This is a genomic window from Sphingomonas sp. (assembly GCF_031426035.1).
Classification (GTDB): domain Bacteria; phylum Pseudomonadota; class Alphaproteobacteria; order Sphingomonadales; family Sphingomonadaceae; genus Sphingomicrobium.
This window is the reverse complement of the sequence record NZ_JANPKO010000142.1, coordinates 13,705-27,295: the sequence shown is the minus strand read 5'-3', so window position 1 is coordinate 27,295 and position 13,591 is coordinate 13,705. Positions and strand designations below refer to the sequence as shown.

General features: G+C 67.9%; 16 protein-coding genes. 5 read left to right on the top strand and 11 right to left on the bottom strand.

Features of this window, described 5'->3' with window-relative positions; translation table 11 throughout:
- Positions 1-5 precede the first annotated feature (5 nt).
- Genes RMP08_RS10420 through RMP08_RS10405 form a run of 4 tightly spaced genes read right to left on the bottom strand, consistent with a single transcriptional unit; the run spans position 6 to position 2,711 of the window.
- Positions 6-584 carry a hypothetical protein gene (locus RMP08_RS10420; protein WP_310468931.1) on the bottom strand — a complete coding sequence of 193 codons (579 nt, stop codon included), beginning with the start codon at positions 582-584 and terminating at the stop codon, positions 6-8.
- On the bottom strand, positions 581-1,519 hold the full coding sequence (locus RMP08_RS10415) for a phosphatidate cytidylyltransferase (RefSeq protein WP_310468930.1): 939 nt from the start codon (positions 1,517-1,519) through the stop codon (positions 581-583). The genes RMP08_RS10420 and RMP08_RS10415 overlap by 4 nt, the downstream gene beginning before the upstream one ends.
- Positions 1,516-2,106 (bottom strand): lysophospholipid acyltransferase family protein, encoded by a 591-nt coding sequence (locus RMP08_RS10410; RefSeq protein ID WP_310468929.1) that lies wholly within the window; start codon positions 2,104-2,106, stop codon positions 1,516-1,518. Before RMP08_RS10410 ends, RMP08_RS10415 begins: the two co-directional genes overlap by 4 nt.
- On the bottom strand, positions 2,103-2,711 hold the full coding sequence (locus RMP08_RS10405) for a CDP-alcohol phosphatidyltransferase family protein (RefSeq protein WP_310468928.1): 609 nt from the start codon (positions 2,709-2,711) through the stop codon (positions 2,103-2,105). The genes RMP08_RS10410 and RMP08_RS10405 overlap by 4 nt, the downstream gene beginning before the upstream one ends.
- A gap of 74 nt (positions 2,712-2,785) precedes the next feature.
- Between RMP08_RS10405 and RMP08_RS10400 the strand changes: the two genes are divergently transcribed.
- The 4 genes from RMP08_RS10400 to RMP08_RS10385 all read left to right on the top strand — a co-directional run bounded on the left by RMP08_RS10400 (position 2,786) and on the right by RMP08_RS10385 (position 5,825).
- Positions 2,786-3,739: a DnaJ C-terminal domain-containing protein gene (locus RMP08_RS10400; RefSeq protein ID WP_310468927.1), complete on the top strand. Its 954-nt coding sequence runs from the start codon at positions 2,786-2,788 to the stop codon at positions 3,737-3,739.
- 12 nt (positions 3,740-3,751) lie between these two features.
- Complete coding sequence (locus RMP08_RS10395) at positions 3,752-4,789, top strand: YihY/virulence factor BrkB family protein (protein ID WP_310468926.1); 1,038 nt, start codon at positions 3,752-3,754, stop codon at positions 4,787-4,789.
- On the top strand, positions 4,786-5,589 hold the full coding sequence (fabI, locus tag RMP08_RS10390) for an enoyl-ACP reductase FabI (RefSeq protein ID WP_310468925.1): 804 nt from the start codon (positions 4,786-4,788) through the stop codon (positions 5,587-5,589). Before RMP08_RS10395 ends, fabI begins: the two co-directional genes overlap by 4 nt.
- A 62-nt stretch (positions 5,590-5,651) precedes the next feature.
- Positions 5,652-5,825, top strand: coding sequence for a hypothetical protein (locus tag RMP08_RS10385; RefSeq protein ID WP_310468924.1), 174 nt, complete (start codon positions 5,652-5,654; stop codon positions 5,823-5,825).
- A gap of 45 nt (positions 5,826-5,870) precedes the next feature.
- Here RMP08_RS10385 and RMP08_RS10380 read toward each other — a convergent pair whose 3' ends face one another.
- Both RMP08_RS10380 and RMP08_RS10375 read right to left on the bottom strand, forming a co-directional pair.
- On the bottom strand, positions 5,871-6,839 hold the full coding sequence (locus RMP08_RS10380) for a glycosyltransferase family 2 protein (RefSeq protein ID WP_310468923.1): 969 nt from the start codon (positions 6,837-6,839) through the stop codon (positions 5,871-5,873).
- Between the two features lie 127 nt (positions 6,840-6,966).
- On the bottom strand, positions 6,967-8,256 hold the full coding sequence (locus RMP08_RS10375) for an adenylosuccinate synthase (RefSeq protein WP_310468922.1): 1,290 nt from the start codon (positions 8,254-8,256) through the stop codon (positions 6,967-6,969).
- 186 nt (positions 8,257-8,442) lie between these two features.
- Here RMP08_RS10375 and RMP08_RS10370 point away from each other — a divergent pair, with 186 nt between their 5' ends.
- Positions 8,443-8,640, top strand: coding sequence for a hypothetical protein (locus RMP08_RS10370; protein ID WP_310468921.1), 198 nt, complete (start codon positions 8,443-8,445; stop codon positions 8,638-8,640).
- 10 nt (positions 8,641-8,650) lie between these two features.
- Here RMP08_RS10370 and RMP08_RS10365 read toward each other — a convergent pair whose 3' ends face one another.
- The 5 genes from RMP08_RS10365 to RMP08_RS10345 form a co-directional block, all read right to left on the bottom strand.
- Complete coding sequence (locus RMP08_RS10365; RefSeq protein WP_310468920.1) at positions 8,651-9,271, bottom strand: TorF family putative porin; 621 nt, start codon at positions 9,269-9,271, stop codon at positions 8,651-8,653.
- Between the two features lie 33 nt (positions 9,272-9,304).
- A complete protein-coding gene (locus RMP08_RS10360) occupies positions 9,305-10,069 on the bottom strand; it encodes a sulfite exporter TauE/SafE family protein (protein ID WP_310468919.1) in 765 nt (254 codons plus the stop codon).
- Positions 10,070-10,162: 93 nt separating this feature from the next.
- A complete protein-coding gene (locus RMP08_RS10355; protein ID WP_310468918.1) occupies positions 10,163-10,609 on the bottom strand; it encodes an Rrf2 family transcriptional regulator in 447 nt (148 codons plus the stop codon).
- A gap of 57 nt (positions 10,610-10,666) precedes the next feature.
- Entirely contained in the window at positions 10,667-12,217 is a 1,551-nt protein-coding gene (gene serA, locus RMP08_RS10350) for a phosphoglycerate dehydrogenase (RefSeq protein WP_409049789.1), read from the bottom strand.
- Between the two features lie 32 nt (positions 12,218-12,249).
- Positions 12,250-13,383, bottom strand: a complete 1,134-nt coding sequence (locus RMP08_RS10345) for a phosphoserine transaminase (protein ID WP_310468916.1) — start codon at positions 13,381-13,383, stop codon at positions 12,250-12,252.
- Positions 13,384-13,591: the final 208 nt, after the last annotated feature.

The window sequence follows — 13,591 nt, the reverse complement described above, 5'->3', positions numbered from 1 at the left end:
GAGACTCAGCGCGCTATGGCGGTGAAGTAGAACATGTAGAACGCCACCCACAGAACGCCGAGCACGACGAGCCGCTGGCGCACGCTGAGCCAGCGCGACAGGCCGCGCGAGATTGCGCCCGCGAACACGGCGACGAGCAGGAAGCGCGGCAGGCGCAGTAGCGGTGCGAGCAGGAAGAAGGTCGCCGAGCCGTCCTTGGCCGCTTCGAGCGCGAACAGTTTGAACGGTATCCCGGCGAACGCCCCGGCGAGCACGGCGTGGAGGCCGTGGCGATAGCGGTCGGCCGCCTCGCCGATCAGCGCCTGGTCGATCCCCGGCAGCATGGCCATCGTCGCCGCGGCGCCGGCCGGATCGCGCGACGCCCACACCCACACCGCCAGCGCCCCGGCCAGCGACGCAACCGCCGCAACGAACGCCGCCAGGATCGCCGCGCGGGTTCCGCTGCGTACCGCGATCCAGCTGATCGGAATGTCGGCGACTAGGAAGAACAATGCCGCCTCGGCCGCCGACCAGCCGGCGACGATCGACAGCGGCAGCGTCAGTCCCAGCGCGCGGATGAAAAAGAGCAGTGCCGCGATGCTCATCGCGCGAAGTAATAATTGACCAGGTGAAAGAACAAAGGCGCGGCAAACGTCACCGAATCCATCCGGTCGAGCGCGCCGCCGTGGCCCTCGATCATCGTCCCCCAATCCTTGGCGCCGAGCGAGCGCTTGACCGCCGACAGCACCAACCCGCCGAGGAAGCCGGCGACGACGATCGCCCCCGCCATGCCGGCCGCCTCGAGCGGGTTGAACGGGGTGATCCAGTACAATCCGGCGCCTACCGCGGTCGCGGCGAGCCCGCCGCCGACCAGCCCTTCGACCGTCTTCGACGGGCTGACGTGCGGCGCGAGCTTGGTGCGGCCGAACAATTTGCCCGCGACATATTGGAGGACGTCGGAGAGCTGGACGATGGTGATGAGGAAGAACAGCAACTGGATCGGCGGAGTGCCGCCCACGTCGAGCATCAGCAGCGCCGGTGCGTGGCTGATGCAGAACACTGCGAGCATCATACCCCACTGGATTTTCGCGACCCGCGAGAGATAGTCGCCGGTCACGCCCTTGGTCACCGACAGCACCGGCAAAAGGAGGAACGCGTAGACCGGGATCAGGATAGTCAGCATGCTGAGCCAATCGATCCAGATCAGCCAATATTGCAGCGGCAGGAAGATGTAGAAGGCGGCGGCGATGGCGCGGTGGTCGCTCGGATGGGTCGGGGTCAGCGAGAGGAATTCGCGCAACGCATAGAAACTGACGAAGGCGAACAGCAGCAGGGTCACCGGCTTGCCGAACACGAAGGCGATGGCGAACACCGCGACCATCACCCACCACGCCTTTATGCGCGCATTCAAATTGCGCACGGTGTCGCGGCCGCCCTCGCTGGTGACGCGCCGCGACAGCACGAAGCCGATGATCGAGGCGACCAGCAGCAGCGCGACCACCCCGCCGATCAGCCAGCCCATGGTCGAGATCGCGATCATGCCAGCGCCACCACGGCATCGCGGGCGCGGGCGAGGAACGCCGGCTTGGTTTCGCTGGCCGCGAGGTGGATCGGCGCGCCGAACCGCGCGACGCAGCTCAGCGGCACCGGCAACAGGCTGCCCTTGGGCAAAGCGCGGCGGAGATTATCGAGGAACACGGGCACCAGTTCGACCTCCGGGAATGCCTTGGCGAGATGGTAGAGGCCGGGCTTGAACGCGCCCGGCAGCGGCTCTGCCGCGCGTGTGCCTTCGGGGAAGAAGATCAGCGAATCACCGCCCGCGAGCGCGGTCTTCAATGGTTCGAGCGGGTCGGTGCCGCGCGCCTGGCGCTCGATCAGCACCGCGTTGAGCACACCCAGCGCGATATGGCGCTGGAGCCGCCCCTTGCCCCAATAATCGGCGGCGGCGACCGGACGCGTGCGGCGGCGCAGATGCGGCGGCATCGCGGCCCACAGGATGACAGTGTCGAGGTGCGAGCTGTGATTGGCGAAATAGATCCGCTGGCGCTCGCTGGGAGCGGTGCCGACCCACACCCCTTGCCCGCCGACGAGGAAGCGCGTGGCGCCGATCAGCAACGGGCCGATCATCCGCGCAAGCCCCGCGACAGGCGAATGAGGCGTAATGCGATGGTCAGCGCGGTGCCGGCGGCGATCACAGCGAGCGCCGCGGGCAGGGCGGGGATCCAGACGATCGCGGCCAGCGCGCCCAGTGTCAGCGCCGCCATGCGGTGCGGCTTGGCCATCGGGCCGCCGAAGTCCTGCGCCCGGCCGAGCGTCCCGCCGAGCAACCGGACATACGCGCACACCGCCGCGAGCAAGGCCGCGAGCCAACCGAGCCACGGGTACGGCGTGGCGTAACCGGCGGCGACCAGCAGCACGCTGTCCTCGACCCGGTCGGGGAATTCGTTCCAGATCGCCCCGGTCGGCGAGCCGCGCGCGCCCTCGACCGCGACCAGCCCGTCGAGCATGTTGGCGAGCAGGCGCAGCTGAACCCCAGCGGCGGCGGCGAGCAACCACCATGGGTTGCGGTCGGCGAGGAGGAACGCGCCCGCACCGCCGAGAGCGACCAATATGCCGACGAACGACACGCCATTGGCCGAAATGCCGGTCGCCAGCACCGCGCGCGACGCCACTTTGGCCCAACCCGTCGTGCGCGATTTCAATGGCCGGCGATCGGCCTTGGTCTCCGTCATGATCCCCCGTGCGCCCCGCTGCCCCAACTTGCGCACCTTGGAATGGCGGCGCGCTTGCGGCAAGAGGCTCGCCCATGGACCTTTACCAACGGCTCGGGATCAAGCGCGGCGCGAGCGAGGCGGAGATCAAGAAGGCCTATCGCAGCCTCGCCAAGCAACTCCACCCCGACCGCAACAAGGAGAATCCCAAGGCCAACGAACGCTTCACCGCGATCACCAATGCCTATGATCTGCTGTCCGACAAGGACAAGCGCGCGCGTTACGACCGCGGTGAGATCGACGAGGACGGCAATCCCAAGATGCCGTTCGGCGGCGGTTTCGGCGGCGGCGGCTCCGGCGCCGGTCCCCGCCCGGGCGCGCAGGGCCACGGCATGCCCCCCGGCTTCGATCCCGGCGGCGCGGCCGACCTCAGCGACCTGTTCGAGGGGCTGTTCGGCGCTGCCGCGCAGGGGCGCCAGCAACCGGGCCGCGGCGGCTTCGGCGGCTTCCGCCAGCGCCGCGCCCCGCAAAAGGGTGCCGATGTCGCCTATCGCCTGAAGGTCCCGTTCGTCGACGCCGCGACGCTGGCCGACCAGCGCGTCACGTTGGCGGACGGCAAGGCGATCACGCTCAAACTGCCCAAGGGGGTCGAGGACGGCGCGCGCATCCGCCTCGCCGGCAAGGGCCAGCCGGGGCCGGGCGGGGCAGGGGATGCGATCGTCACCATCGCCGTCGCCCCGCACCCCTTTTACACCCGCGACGGAAGCACCATCCGCCTTACGCTGCCGGTCACGCTCAAGGAGGCGGTGCTCGGCGCCAAGGTCAAGGTGCCGACGCCCGACGGCCCGGTGATGCTGACCATTCCCAAGGGGACCAGCTCGGGCAAGGTGCTGCGCCTCGCCGGGCGTGGTTTCACCGACAAGGCGGGCAAGCGCGGCGACCAGCTGGTCACCGTCGCGGTCGATCTGCCGTCGGGCGACGCCGAACTGGAGCAGTTCGCCGCCAAATGGAGCGGCGGCGGCAACCCCCGTTCAGGTCTCGGGGTTTAGACCCGCTCAAGCATGAAAGACGCGTCCCCCCATTCCCCCGAAGCCCGCCGCAAGCGGCTCGCCAGCACCCACGCCAAGTTCGGCAAGGACGCCGCCGACCGGCTGCACACGGCTTCGGGGCCGTTCGAGGTGGTCAAGCGGGTCGCTGTCGGCGTCTATAACGACGGCTTCATCCACGCCGGCAACCTCGCCTACCTGGCGATGGTCGCGCTGTTCCCGTTCATCATCCTCGCCGCAGCCACCGCGCATCTGGTCGGGCGCAGCGAAGACGGCCGGATGACCGTCGCGACCATCCTGTCCCGCCTGCCGCCCGATGTCAGCAGCGTGCTGGCGGGGCCGATCGCCGAAGTCCTCCAGGCCCGCGCCGGAACGTTGCTATGGTTCGGCGCGATCATCGGGCTGTGGACCGCGGCGAGCTTCGTCGAGACCATCCGCGACATCCTGCGCCGGGCCTACGGGGTCAAATATTGCGCGCCGTTCTGGGAATACCGCCTGGGCTCGCTGGCGTTCATCGTCGCCGCGGTGGTGCTGCTGATGGCGGCGTTCGGGGCCACCGTATTGCTGACCTCGGTCCACCATGCCGTGGTTGCCTGGCTGCCCTTCTCGGATGGCCTGGCGTCGCGCCTTGGCCTCTATCGCATCGTCCCCGCGCTGACCCTGTTCGCCACCATCTACGCTTTGTTCTTCGTGCTCACCCCGTCGCGCTACCGCAAGCGCGAGTGCCGCAAATGGCCGGGCGCGCTGCTGATTACCGCGTGGTGGCTGATCACCGTCGAGCTGCTGCCCGACGCCATCGGCATGTTCGGCGGCTACGACAAAACCTACGGCAGCCTGGCCGGGGTGATGGTCGCCTTATTGTTCTTCTTCGTCATCGGGCTCGGCGTGGTGATGGGCGCCGAACTGAACGCCGCGCTGGCGGATTCGGGCGACAAGGCGCTAAGGGGTGAAATCTATTCGGGGCCGTTCAAGGACGAGCTCGAGGTCGAGGAGCCGCAGCCCGGCGAGGATGTGGTGCCTGAACTGGTCGAGGCGGAAGGGGCACAGCTGTGACCAAATTGATGGCGGGCAAACGAGGCCTGATCATGGGCCTTGCCAACGACCGCAGCCTGGCGTGGGGCATCGCCAGGGCGCTTGGCGACCACGGTGCCGAGCTGGCATTCTCCTACCAGGGCGACGCGCTCGAGAAACGCGTGCGGCCGCTCGCCGAGCAAGTCGGCTCGGACTTCCTGATCGATTGCGACGTCAGCGACATGGCCGCGCTTGACCGCACCTTTGCCGAACTGCAGGAGCGCTGGGGCGCGCTCGATTTCCTCGTCCATGCGATCGGCTTCTCGGACAAGAACGAGCTGCGCGGAAAATTCGTCGACACCAGCCTCGAAAACTTCCTCACCACCATGAACATCTCGGTCTACAGCTTCGTCGCCTGCGCCCAGCGCGCGGCGAGGATGATGCAGCCGGGCGGCTCGATCCTCACGCTCAGTTACTACGGCGCGCAAAAGGTCATCCCGCACTACAATGTGATGGGGGTGGCCAAGGCCGCGCTCGAGACTTCGGTCAAATATCTCGCGATGGACCTCGGTCCCGACGGGGTGCGCGTCAACGCCATCTCGGCCGGTCCGATCAAGACGTTGGCGGCAAGCGGCATCGGCGACTTCCGCTACATCATGAAGTGGAACGAATATAATTCGCCGCTGCGCCGCAACGTGACGATCGAGGATGTCGGCGGCGCCGGGCTCTATCTTTGCAGCGACCTCGCGTCGGGCGTCACCGGCGAAATCCACTACGTCGACGCCGGCTACAACGTGGTCGGCATGAAGGCCGAAGACGCCCCCGACATCGCGACGGTGTAGCGGGACCTGTTAACCTGACGCAGAGGTCGTTGCCGTAGGCGGGCACGTCAGGAGTCCAGCCGATGAAGTTCGTTCTGCTCAAGTCGCATGGCGGCAATTACCTCGTCGTCGCCCAAAACGTCGCCTGGCTGCGCGCCCACGAAAACGACCAGACCAAGGTCGGCATGATCGGCAGCGACGCGATCCTCGTCGCGGGAAGCATCGAGCAAACCGCCGCGACCATCCTCGCGGGCTGATTCAACAAGGGAGCGGAACGACGGCTGCGGTGCGGCTTGGCCGCGCTACGCGAGCGAGCCGGTGACCTTGCGGACCAGCCGCCACAGCATAATCCGCGGCATTCGCGGGACGACACGCAAGCTGGCGGACAGCACGTAACGCCAGTCGGCGTCGTAATCGGAAAAGCCCAACGCCCGTCGCCGGTGCAGGGCCTGCCGGCCAATTTCGTCCTGTCCGCTAGCGAACGCGAGGTGGGCGATGGTCAGGCAATAGCGCGCGCAGACCCGCACCCGGGTGTCGTCCGGCACCACGGCGGAGCGCAGCGCGAGGAACTTGTCCACGATCTGGAGCAGCGACCCGAAATTGTCGTTGCGTGTCGTGATCCTCGGCAGCGTCCGGTCATTGGTCCACACGCCGGCACCTTGATCCGACGTTACGAAGTTCGCGCCCTTCAGGATCGCCCGCAGCGCAATCTCGCCGTCCTGGTTGCGCGAGATGTCGCAATCCCACCCGCCGATGGCACGGACGAAGCGCGTCGACCACAGCACGCTGGCGCAGTTCACGTTGTTCCTTTTTCCGAGCCATTGCGAAAAGGCGTCGGCGTGGTCGCGATAGCGCGCGAGGCGGCGCGCCCCGTACCCCCGTTGCGGGTTCCAGGTGACGCTTGGCCCGAAACCGATGTCCGCATCGGCGACGTCCATTGCCCTGATGAGAGGGGCGAGGAAGTCTCCGTCGAAACGGTCGTCGGCGTCGAGGAACGAGACGAAGGGCGTGGTGACCAGGTCGAGCCCGCGATTGCGCGATGCGGGCGCGCCCAGGTTGCGTTGGTTGGTGAGAACCGTGATCCGCCGATCGCCAAGTTCGGCCCGGCTCGGCCTGGCCTCGCCACCGTCGTCGACGACGATGACGGAGACATTTCCGCCGTCCTGCTGGAGTGCGCTTGCGATGGCCCGGCCGATCGTGCCGGCATCGTTGTAGCACGGGGTGACCACGGTGACCCGCGGTCGACCGCCGGGCGCGATGCTAGATTGCACGCCCCGGCCCTCGCCCGGAGGAAGGATCAGTGAAGGCCTCGGCGTCGACAAAGCGCATCGCTAGTTCCCCCGGCCCCGTCGCGGGCGCTTATAGGGCTTGCCTGGCGAAGACAATTCGCCGGCGAAACTATCCCCCGAACGGGTCGCGCACCAGGATCGTGTCGTCGCGCTCCGGGCTGGTCGAGACCAGGGCCACCGGGCAGCGGATCAACTCCTCCACGCGGCGGATGTATTTGATCGCGCGGGCCGGGAGTTGCTTCCAGCTGCGCGCGCCGGCGGTCGACCCGGGCCAGCCCTCGATATCCTCGTAGATCGGCTCGACCCGCGCCTGGTCGCGGGCGTGCGGGGGGAGGTAGTCGAATGCCTCGCCATCGATCGTGTAGCCGGTGCAGATGCGCACCGTGTCGAAGCCGTCGAGCACGTCCAATTTGGTCAGCGCGACCCCGGTCACGCCCGACACCGCGACCGCCTGGCGGACCAGCACCGCGTCGAACCAGCCGCAGCGCCGCTTGCGCCCGGTGACGGTGCCAAACTCGCGCCCGCGCTCGCCCAGCCGCTGGCCGATCTCATCGTCGAGCTCGGTTGGGAACGGCCCCGACCCGACCCGCGTGGTGTAGGCCTTGACGATGCCGAGCACGAAGCCGGCTGCGTTGGGCCCCATCCCGCTGCCGGGGCCGGTGGTCCCGGCGACGGTGTTGGACGACGTGACGAACGGGTAGGTGCCGTGGTCGACGTCGAGCAGCACGCCCTGCGCGCCCTCGAACAGGATGCGCTTGCCGCCGCGCAGCGCGGCGTCGAGGTCGCGCCACACCGGCTTGGCGAACGGCAGCACGAAATCGGCGATTTCCGAAAGGTCGGCGCGCAGCCGCTCGCGGTCGACCGGGGGCTCGCCGAACCCGGCGCGGAGCGCATCGTGGTGAGCGCACAGGCGGTCGAGGATCGGCTCCAAGTCGCCGAGGTGGGCGAGGTCGCAGACGCGGATCGCGCGGCGCCCGACCTTGTCTTCGTAGGCGGGGCCGATGCCGCGGCGGGTGGTGCCGATCTTGCCCGCGCCCGAGGCGTCTTCGCGCAAGGCGTCGAGGTCGCGGTGGATCGGCAGGATCAGCGGGCATGTCTCGGCCACCCGCAGCACATCGGGGGTGATGGCGATGCCCTGCGCCGCAATCCGCTCGACCTCGGCCTTCAAGGCCCACGGGTCGAGCACCACGCCGTTGCCGATCACCGAGGGAGTGCCGCGCACGATGCCCGACGGGAGCAGCGACAATTTGAAAGTCTCGCCGTCGACCACAAGCGTGTGGCCGGCGTTGTGGCCACCCTGGAAGCGCACCACCATGTCGGCGCGGCTGGCCAGCCAGTCGACGATTTTCCCTTTGCCCTCGTCGCCCCACTGCGCGCCGATGACGGTCACGTTGCCCACGAATTTCCCCTTGCTTGCGCGGGCGCTCTAAAGGCGCGGCCGCGCAGCGTCTACCTCGGCGGCGCGGGGCAGGGGCGGCCGGCCGTTCGTTGCGCCGCCGACGCAATCCGGCGCTTTGTCATCGAAAACAGGCCTTTCGTGGAATAACGCTGCCCGCGATGAGCCGCGTGACGGTAGCCATACCGAATGCCGCCGGGCCTGGCCAGATCCGAGACGCGCTCCGTCGCCGACGGCGTCCACCAAGATCGCTCCGAACCGTGTTCCTGGGAATCGATTGTCGGCCATATCCGGGCGTTTGCCGACGACAGGCCGCCGAACGAAGCCGCCGACCTGCGCGCTTGGGCCGACCTGCTCGAAGCGCTCGATTTGCTCCGCGCCGATTAAGGCTGGCGGCCTAGAAACTCAGCCGCGCGGCGAGCACGGCCCTGCCGCGGTAGGCCTTGTCCAAATGGCTCCGCGCAGTGTCGTAATAACGTGCTTCCAGCGTCAGCCGCTTGGCGACGACCGTGCTCAGGCCGGCGTTGAACGAGGTGTAGTCGAAGCCGCCGATACGGTCGCGATGGCCGACGTTGGCGAAAATCCTGGTGGTCTTGCTGAGGTCGAGCGTCGGCCCGCCTTCGAAATAGACCGAGCGCCGAGCGCTGCCGAGGTCGTTGGGGCTGTAGATCACGCTGACCTTGGTGCCGAGCTTGCCGAACTTGCGGCCGACCGACCCGGAAAATTCGAACGAATCGCTGTCGGTCGGCCCGCGCACGGCGGTCTGGAATTTATAGGCGGCGCCAAGGCTCAGCTGGAACCCGCCCACCGTCCGGCTGGCGTTGGCGAACACCGCCGCTTCGCCGGCGGCGGTAGTGGAGGTGACGTTCTTCCATTGCCCGCCGATTTGCACGGCGCCGATCTGGAGAAAGCCCTTGGGGACGAATTGCACGCCCTCGGTCTGGGCGAGTCCCTTCGACATGCCGCGGCTGGCGACGACGATCTCGAAGTGCGGCTCGGGCGGCGGGAGGTCAAACATGGGACGAACTCCTGAACAGGAACGTGAGCCGGGTCAGGCGAGCGCGCGGTACACGCCGTACGCGCTGGTCAGGGTCAGCAGCACACCGACCAGGACGAGCAGGATCTTGGGCGCGGCGCGCTTGGCGATCCACGCGCCGAGCGGCGCCGCGGCGACCCCGCCGATCAGCAGGCCGAGCGTGGCAACGGTGAAGGCGGCCCAGCCGAGCGCGGCGATAAAGGTCACGGAAATGCTCACCGTGAGCACGAATTCCGCCGTGTTGACGGTGCCGATGGTGCGCCGCGGCTCGGCGCCCTGGACCAGCAGATTGCCGGTCACCACCGGGCCCCAGCCGCCACCGCCAGCGGCGTCGAGGAAACCGCCGGCGAGACCGAGCGGCTCGACCACGCGCGGCGCCTTGTGGGTCGGTGGGAAGTGGAACCCGCGCCAGATCAAATAGAGCCCGATCGCGCCAAGGTAAGCGAGGACGAACGGCTTGACCGTCGCGGCGTCGATCTGGGTTAGCACGTAGGCGCCGAGCACGCCGCCGATGACGCCGGGGATCGCCAGCCGCGCGAACAGGCGCCAGTCGACATTCTTGTGGAGGATATGGCTGGCCCCCGACACGCCGGTGGTGAAGGTCTCGACCGTGTGCACGCCGGCCGAGGCGGCCGCCGGCGGCACGCCGAGGCTGAGCAGCATGGTGGTCGAGATGACCCCGAAGGCCATGCCGAGCGCGCCGTCGATGAGCTGCGCGGCGAAGCCGACGACGATGAACGGCAGCAAGTCGAACAGGCTGAGGTTGGCAAGATCGAACATAGGGCCTCCCGCTGCGGACGAGACCGACTCGACCGACCGAGGCAGCATAACCCTAGTTCTCTACTAGACAATAGGGAAATTATCGAAGCGCGTTTATGCGGGTTGTTTGCCGGCCCCCGTCCGCTCCTCCCACTCCGCGCCTCGCGCGAGCGAAATCGAATCGAGCACCGCCGTGCTTTGGTCGCGCAGGATGAGGAAGGCGCGACGGATGGCGCAGGTCGCCTCGTCGTGGCAATCGCCGCACGGCGCGTAAAAATTGGCGCTCGCGCACGGCACCAGCGCGATCGGCCCTTCCAACGCGCGCACCACCTGCCCGAACGAAATGAGGTCTGCCGTCCGCGCCAGCGCATAACCGCCCCGCGGGCCGCGGCTGCTGCGCACGAAGCCCGCCTTCTTCAACTCCAGCATGATCAGCTCGAGATATTTCGGCGGCACGTTCTGGCTCGACGCGATGCGTGCCAATTGCACCGGCGCGCCGCCTGCTTCCTCGACCAGGAACAGCAAGGCGCGAAGCGCATAGCGGGTTTTTTGCGAGATCATCGCCGCACGATAGCTGGAATGAACCCGAGTCGATAGGTCGACTAAGGTCTCTCAAGCTTAGAAGCGCAGCGGCACGACCTTGCGCACGCCGTCGAGCGCACACAGCGTCTCGACCACCGCCGCGCTGACTTCGCCGTCGACCGCGACCAGCGCCGCGGCGTCACCGCGCGCCTTGCGCCGGCCCAAGTTGAAGGTGGCGATGTTGATCCCGGCTTCGCCCAGCGCGGTGCCAAGCTTGCCGATGAAGCCCGGTACGTCGGTGTTGACGATGTACAGCATCGAGCCCTCGAGCTCGGCCTCAACCTCGATCCCGAACATCTCGACCAGCCGCGGCGCGCGGTTGCCGAACAAGGTGCCGGCGACGCGGCGCGGGCCCTTGCCGGTCTCGACCTCGACCGCGACCAGCGTGTGGTAATCGCCTTCGCGGTCGCGGCGCACTTCCCTGACGTCGAGCCCGCGTTCCTTGGCCAGGAACGGCGCGTTGACCATGTTCACCGTGTCCGAATAGGTGCCCATCAGCCCGGCCAGCACGGCGCCGGTGATCGGCTTCTGGTTGAGCGCCGCGGCGGCGCCCTCGACCTCGACCGAGACCGAGCGGACATCCTCGCCGACGATTTGGCCGACCAGCTTCCCGAGCTTTTCGGCGAGCGCCATGTAGGGCCGCAGGCGCGGCGCTTCCTCGGCCGACAGCGACGGCATGTTGATGGCGTTAGTGACCCCGCCGAGCAGCAGGAAGTCGCTCATCTGCTCGGCGACCTGGATCGCGACATTGACCTGCGCTTCGCTGGTCGAGGCGCCGAGGTGCGGGGTGGAGATGAAATTGGGGGTGCCGAACAGCGGCGAATCCTTGGCGGGCTCATTCTCGAACACGTCGAGCGCAGCGCCGCCAATGTGGCCGGAATCCAGCCCCTCCTTCAGCGCCGCCTCGTCGATCAGCCCGCCGCGGGCGCAATTGACGATGCGCACGCCGGGCTTGGTTTTTGCCAGTGCATCGCGGCTGAGGATACCCCGGGTCTGGTCGGTCAGCGGGGTGTGCAAGGTGATGAAGTCGGCGCGCCTGAGCAGCTCGTCGAGCTCGACCTTCTCGATCCCCAGCTCGATCGCGCGCTCGGGGGTCAGGAACGGGTCGTAAGCGGCGACCTTCATCTTGAGGCCGAGCGCGCGCGCGGCGACGATCGAGCCGATGTTGCCGGCGCCGATCAGGCCGAGCGTCTTGCCGGTCACCTCGACCCCCATGAAGCGGTTCTTTTCCCACTTGCCGGCCTGGGTCGAGGCGTCGGCCTCGGGCAGTTGGCGGGCGAGCGCGAAGATCAGCGCGATGGCGTGCTCGGCGGTGGTGATCGAATTGCCGAACGGGGTGTTCATCACCACCACGCCGCGCGCGGTGGCGGCGGGAATATCGACATTGTCGACCCCGATCCCGGCGCGGCCGACCACCTTCAGTCGTGGAGCCGCGTCTAGGAGCTTGGCGGTGACCTTGGTCGAGGAGCGAATGGCGAGGCCGTCGTAGTTGCCGATGATCGCCGCCAATTCGTCGGGCGACTGGCCGGTGATCTCGTCGACATGGATGCCGCGCTCGCGGAAGATCGCCGCCGCCTTGGGGTCCATCTGGTCGGAGATGAGGACTTTTACCTGCTCGCTCACTTGGTCTGCTCCCATGCCCAGTCGAGCCATGGGCCCAAGGCGGTGATGTCGGCGGTATCGACCGTGGCGCCGCACCAAATGCGCAGGCCCGGCGGGGCGTCCCGGTAGGCGCCGATGTCGAACGCCGCGCCTTCGGCTTCGAGCAGCTTGACGATCGCTTTCTGGCGCGCCTGGTTGGCGGCCTCGTCGCTGCGGTCGGCGAATTGCAGGCACACCGACGTGTTGGAGCGCGTCGCCGGGTCACGCGCGAGATGCTCGATCCAGGCGGTGCGCTGGACCCAGCGGTCAAGCGCCGCGGCGTTGGCGTCGGCGCGGACAATCAACGCGTCGAGCCCGCCGGCCTGCTCTGCCCAGCCCAGCGCGTAGAGCCAATCCTCGACCGCCAGCATCGAGGGCGTATTGATCGTCTCGCCCTTGAAGATGCCGTCGATCAATTTGCCGCCTTTGGTCAGGCGGAAAATCTTGGGCAAGGGGCGCGGCACCGGGCCGGCTTCGAGCCGCTCGACCGCGCGCGGCGACAGCACCAGCATGCCGTGCCCGCCCTCGCCGCCGAGCGCTTTCTGCCAGGAGAAGGTGCCGACATCGATTTTCTGCCAGTCGATGCCTTGCGCGAACGCGGCCGAGGTGGCGTCGCAGATCGACAGGCCGGTGCGGTCGGCAGCGACCCAGTTCGCGTCAGGCACGCGAACGCCGCTGGTGGTGCCGTTCCAGGTGAACACGATGTCGTTGTCGGGGGCGATGCCCGAGAGATCGGCGATCTCGCCGTAATCGGCGGTGCGAACGTCGGCGTCGAGCTTGAGCTGCTTGACCACGTCGGTGACCCAGCCGGCGCCGAAGCTCTCCCATGCCAGCATCGTCACGGCACGCGGGCCGAGCAGCGACCACAAGGCCATTTCCATCGCCCCGGTGTCGGAGGCGGGGACGATGCCAAGGCGGTAGCCGTCGGGCAGGCGCAGCAGCGCCGCCGTGCGCTCGATCGCCTCGGCAAGCCGCGCCTTGCCGATCGCGGCGCGGTGCGAGCGGCCGAGCGATCGCGTGTCGAGCTGGTCGGGGCTCCAGCCGGGCGGCTTGGCGCACGGGCCGGACGAGAAATGCGGGCGCGCTGGCGGCGCGGCCGGTTTGTTTACCATCTTAACTCTCCTCACAGAGAGCGCGCGCCGCGTTGGGACGGCGTGGCCCGCCGCAGGCCGTAGCGGGCTTTCCCGCGATGGCAAGCAAGTTGCCGCCGCGCGGTGAAAGAATCGCATAAGCAGCCGTTTAAGCGATTAAATTCCCGGTAACCGCTTGATCTTCCGCAACCGGTCCAATCGACTCACCGCATGGAGCGGACGGTTCGTC

Excerpts from the sequence above, each read along its gene's own strand:
- RMP08_RS10420 (WP_310468931.1), bottom strand. The coding sequence starts at position 584 with ATGAGCATCGCGGCACTGCTCTTTTTCATCCGCGCGCTGGGACTGACG.
- RMP08_RS10415 (WP_310468930.1), bottom strand. The coding sequence starts at position 1,519 with ATGATCGCGATCTCGACCATGGGCTGGCTGATCGGCGGGGTGGTCGCG.
- RMP08_RS10410 (WP_310468929.1), bottom strand. The coding sequence starts at position 2,106 with ATGATCGGCCCGTTGCTGATCGGCGCCACGCGCTTCCTCGTCGGCGGG.
- RMP08_RS10405 (WP_310468928.1), bottom strand. The coding sequence starts at position 2,711 with ATGACGGAGACCAAGGCCGATCGCCGGCCATTGAAATCGCGCACGACG.
- RMP08_RS10400 (WP_310468927.1), top strand. The coding sequence starts at position 2,786 with ATGGACCTTTACCAACGGCTCGGGATCAAGCGCGGCGCGAGCGAGGCG.
- RMP08_RS10395 (WP_310468926.1), top strand. The coding sequence starts at position 3,752 with ATGAAAGACGCGTCCCCCCATTCCCCCGAAGCCCGCCGCAAGCGGCTC.
- RMP08_RS10385 (WP_310468924.1), top strand. The coding sequence starts at position 5,652 with ATGAAGTTCGTTCTGCTCAAGTCGCATGGCGGCAATTACCTCGTCGTC.
- RMP08_RS10370 (WP_310468921.1), top strand. The coding sequence starts at position 8,443 with ATGCCGCCGGGCCTGGCCAGATCCGAGACGCGCTCCGTCGCCGACGGC.
- RMP08_RS10365 (WP_310468920.1), bottom strand. The coding sequence starts at position 9,271 with ATGTTTGACCTCCCGCCGCCCGAGCCGCACTTCGAGATCGTCGTCGCC.
- RMP08_RS10360 (WP_310468919.1), bottom strand. The coding sequence starts at position 10,069 with ATGTTCGATCTTGCCAACCTCAGCCTGTTCGACTTGCTGCCGTTCATC.
- RMP08_RS10355 (WP_310468918.1), bottom strand. The coding sequence starts at position 10,609 with ATGATCTCGCAAAAAACCCGCTATGCGCTTCGCGCCTTGCTGTTCCTG.
- serA (WP_409049789.1), bottom strand. The coding sequence starts at position 12,217 with ATGGACCCCAAGGCGGCGGCGATCTTCCGCGAGCGCGGCATCCATGTC.
- RMP08_RS10345 (WP_310468916.1), bottom strand. The coding sequence starts at position 13,383 with ATGGTAAACAAACCGGCCGCGCCGCCAGCGCGCCCGCATTTCTCGTCC.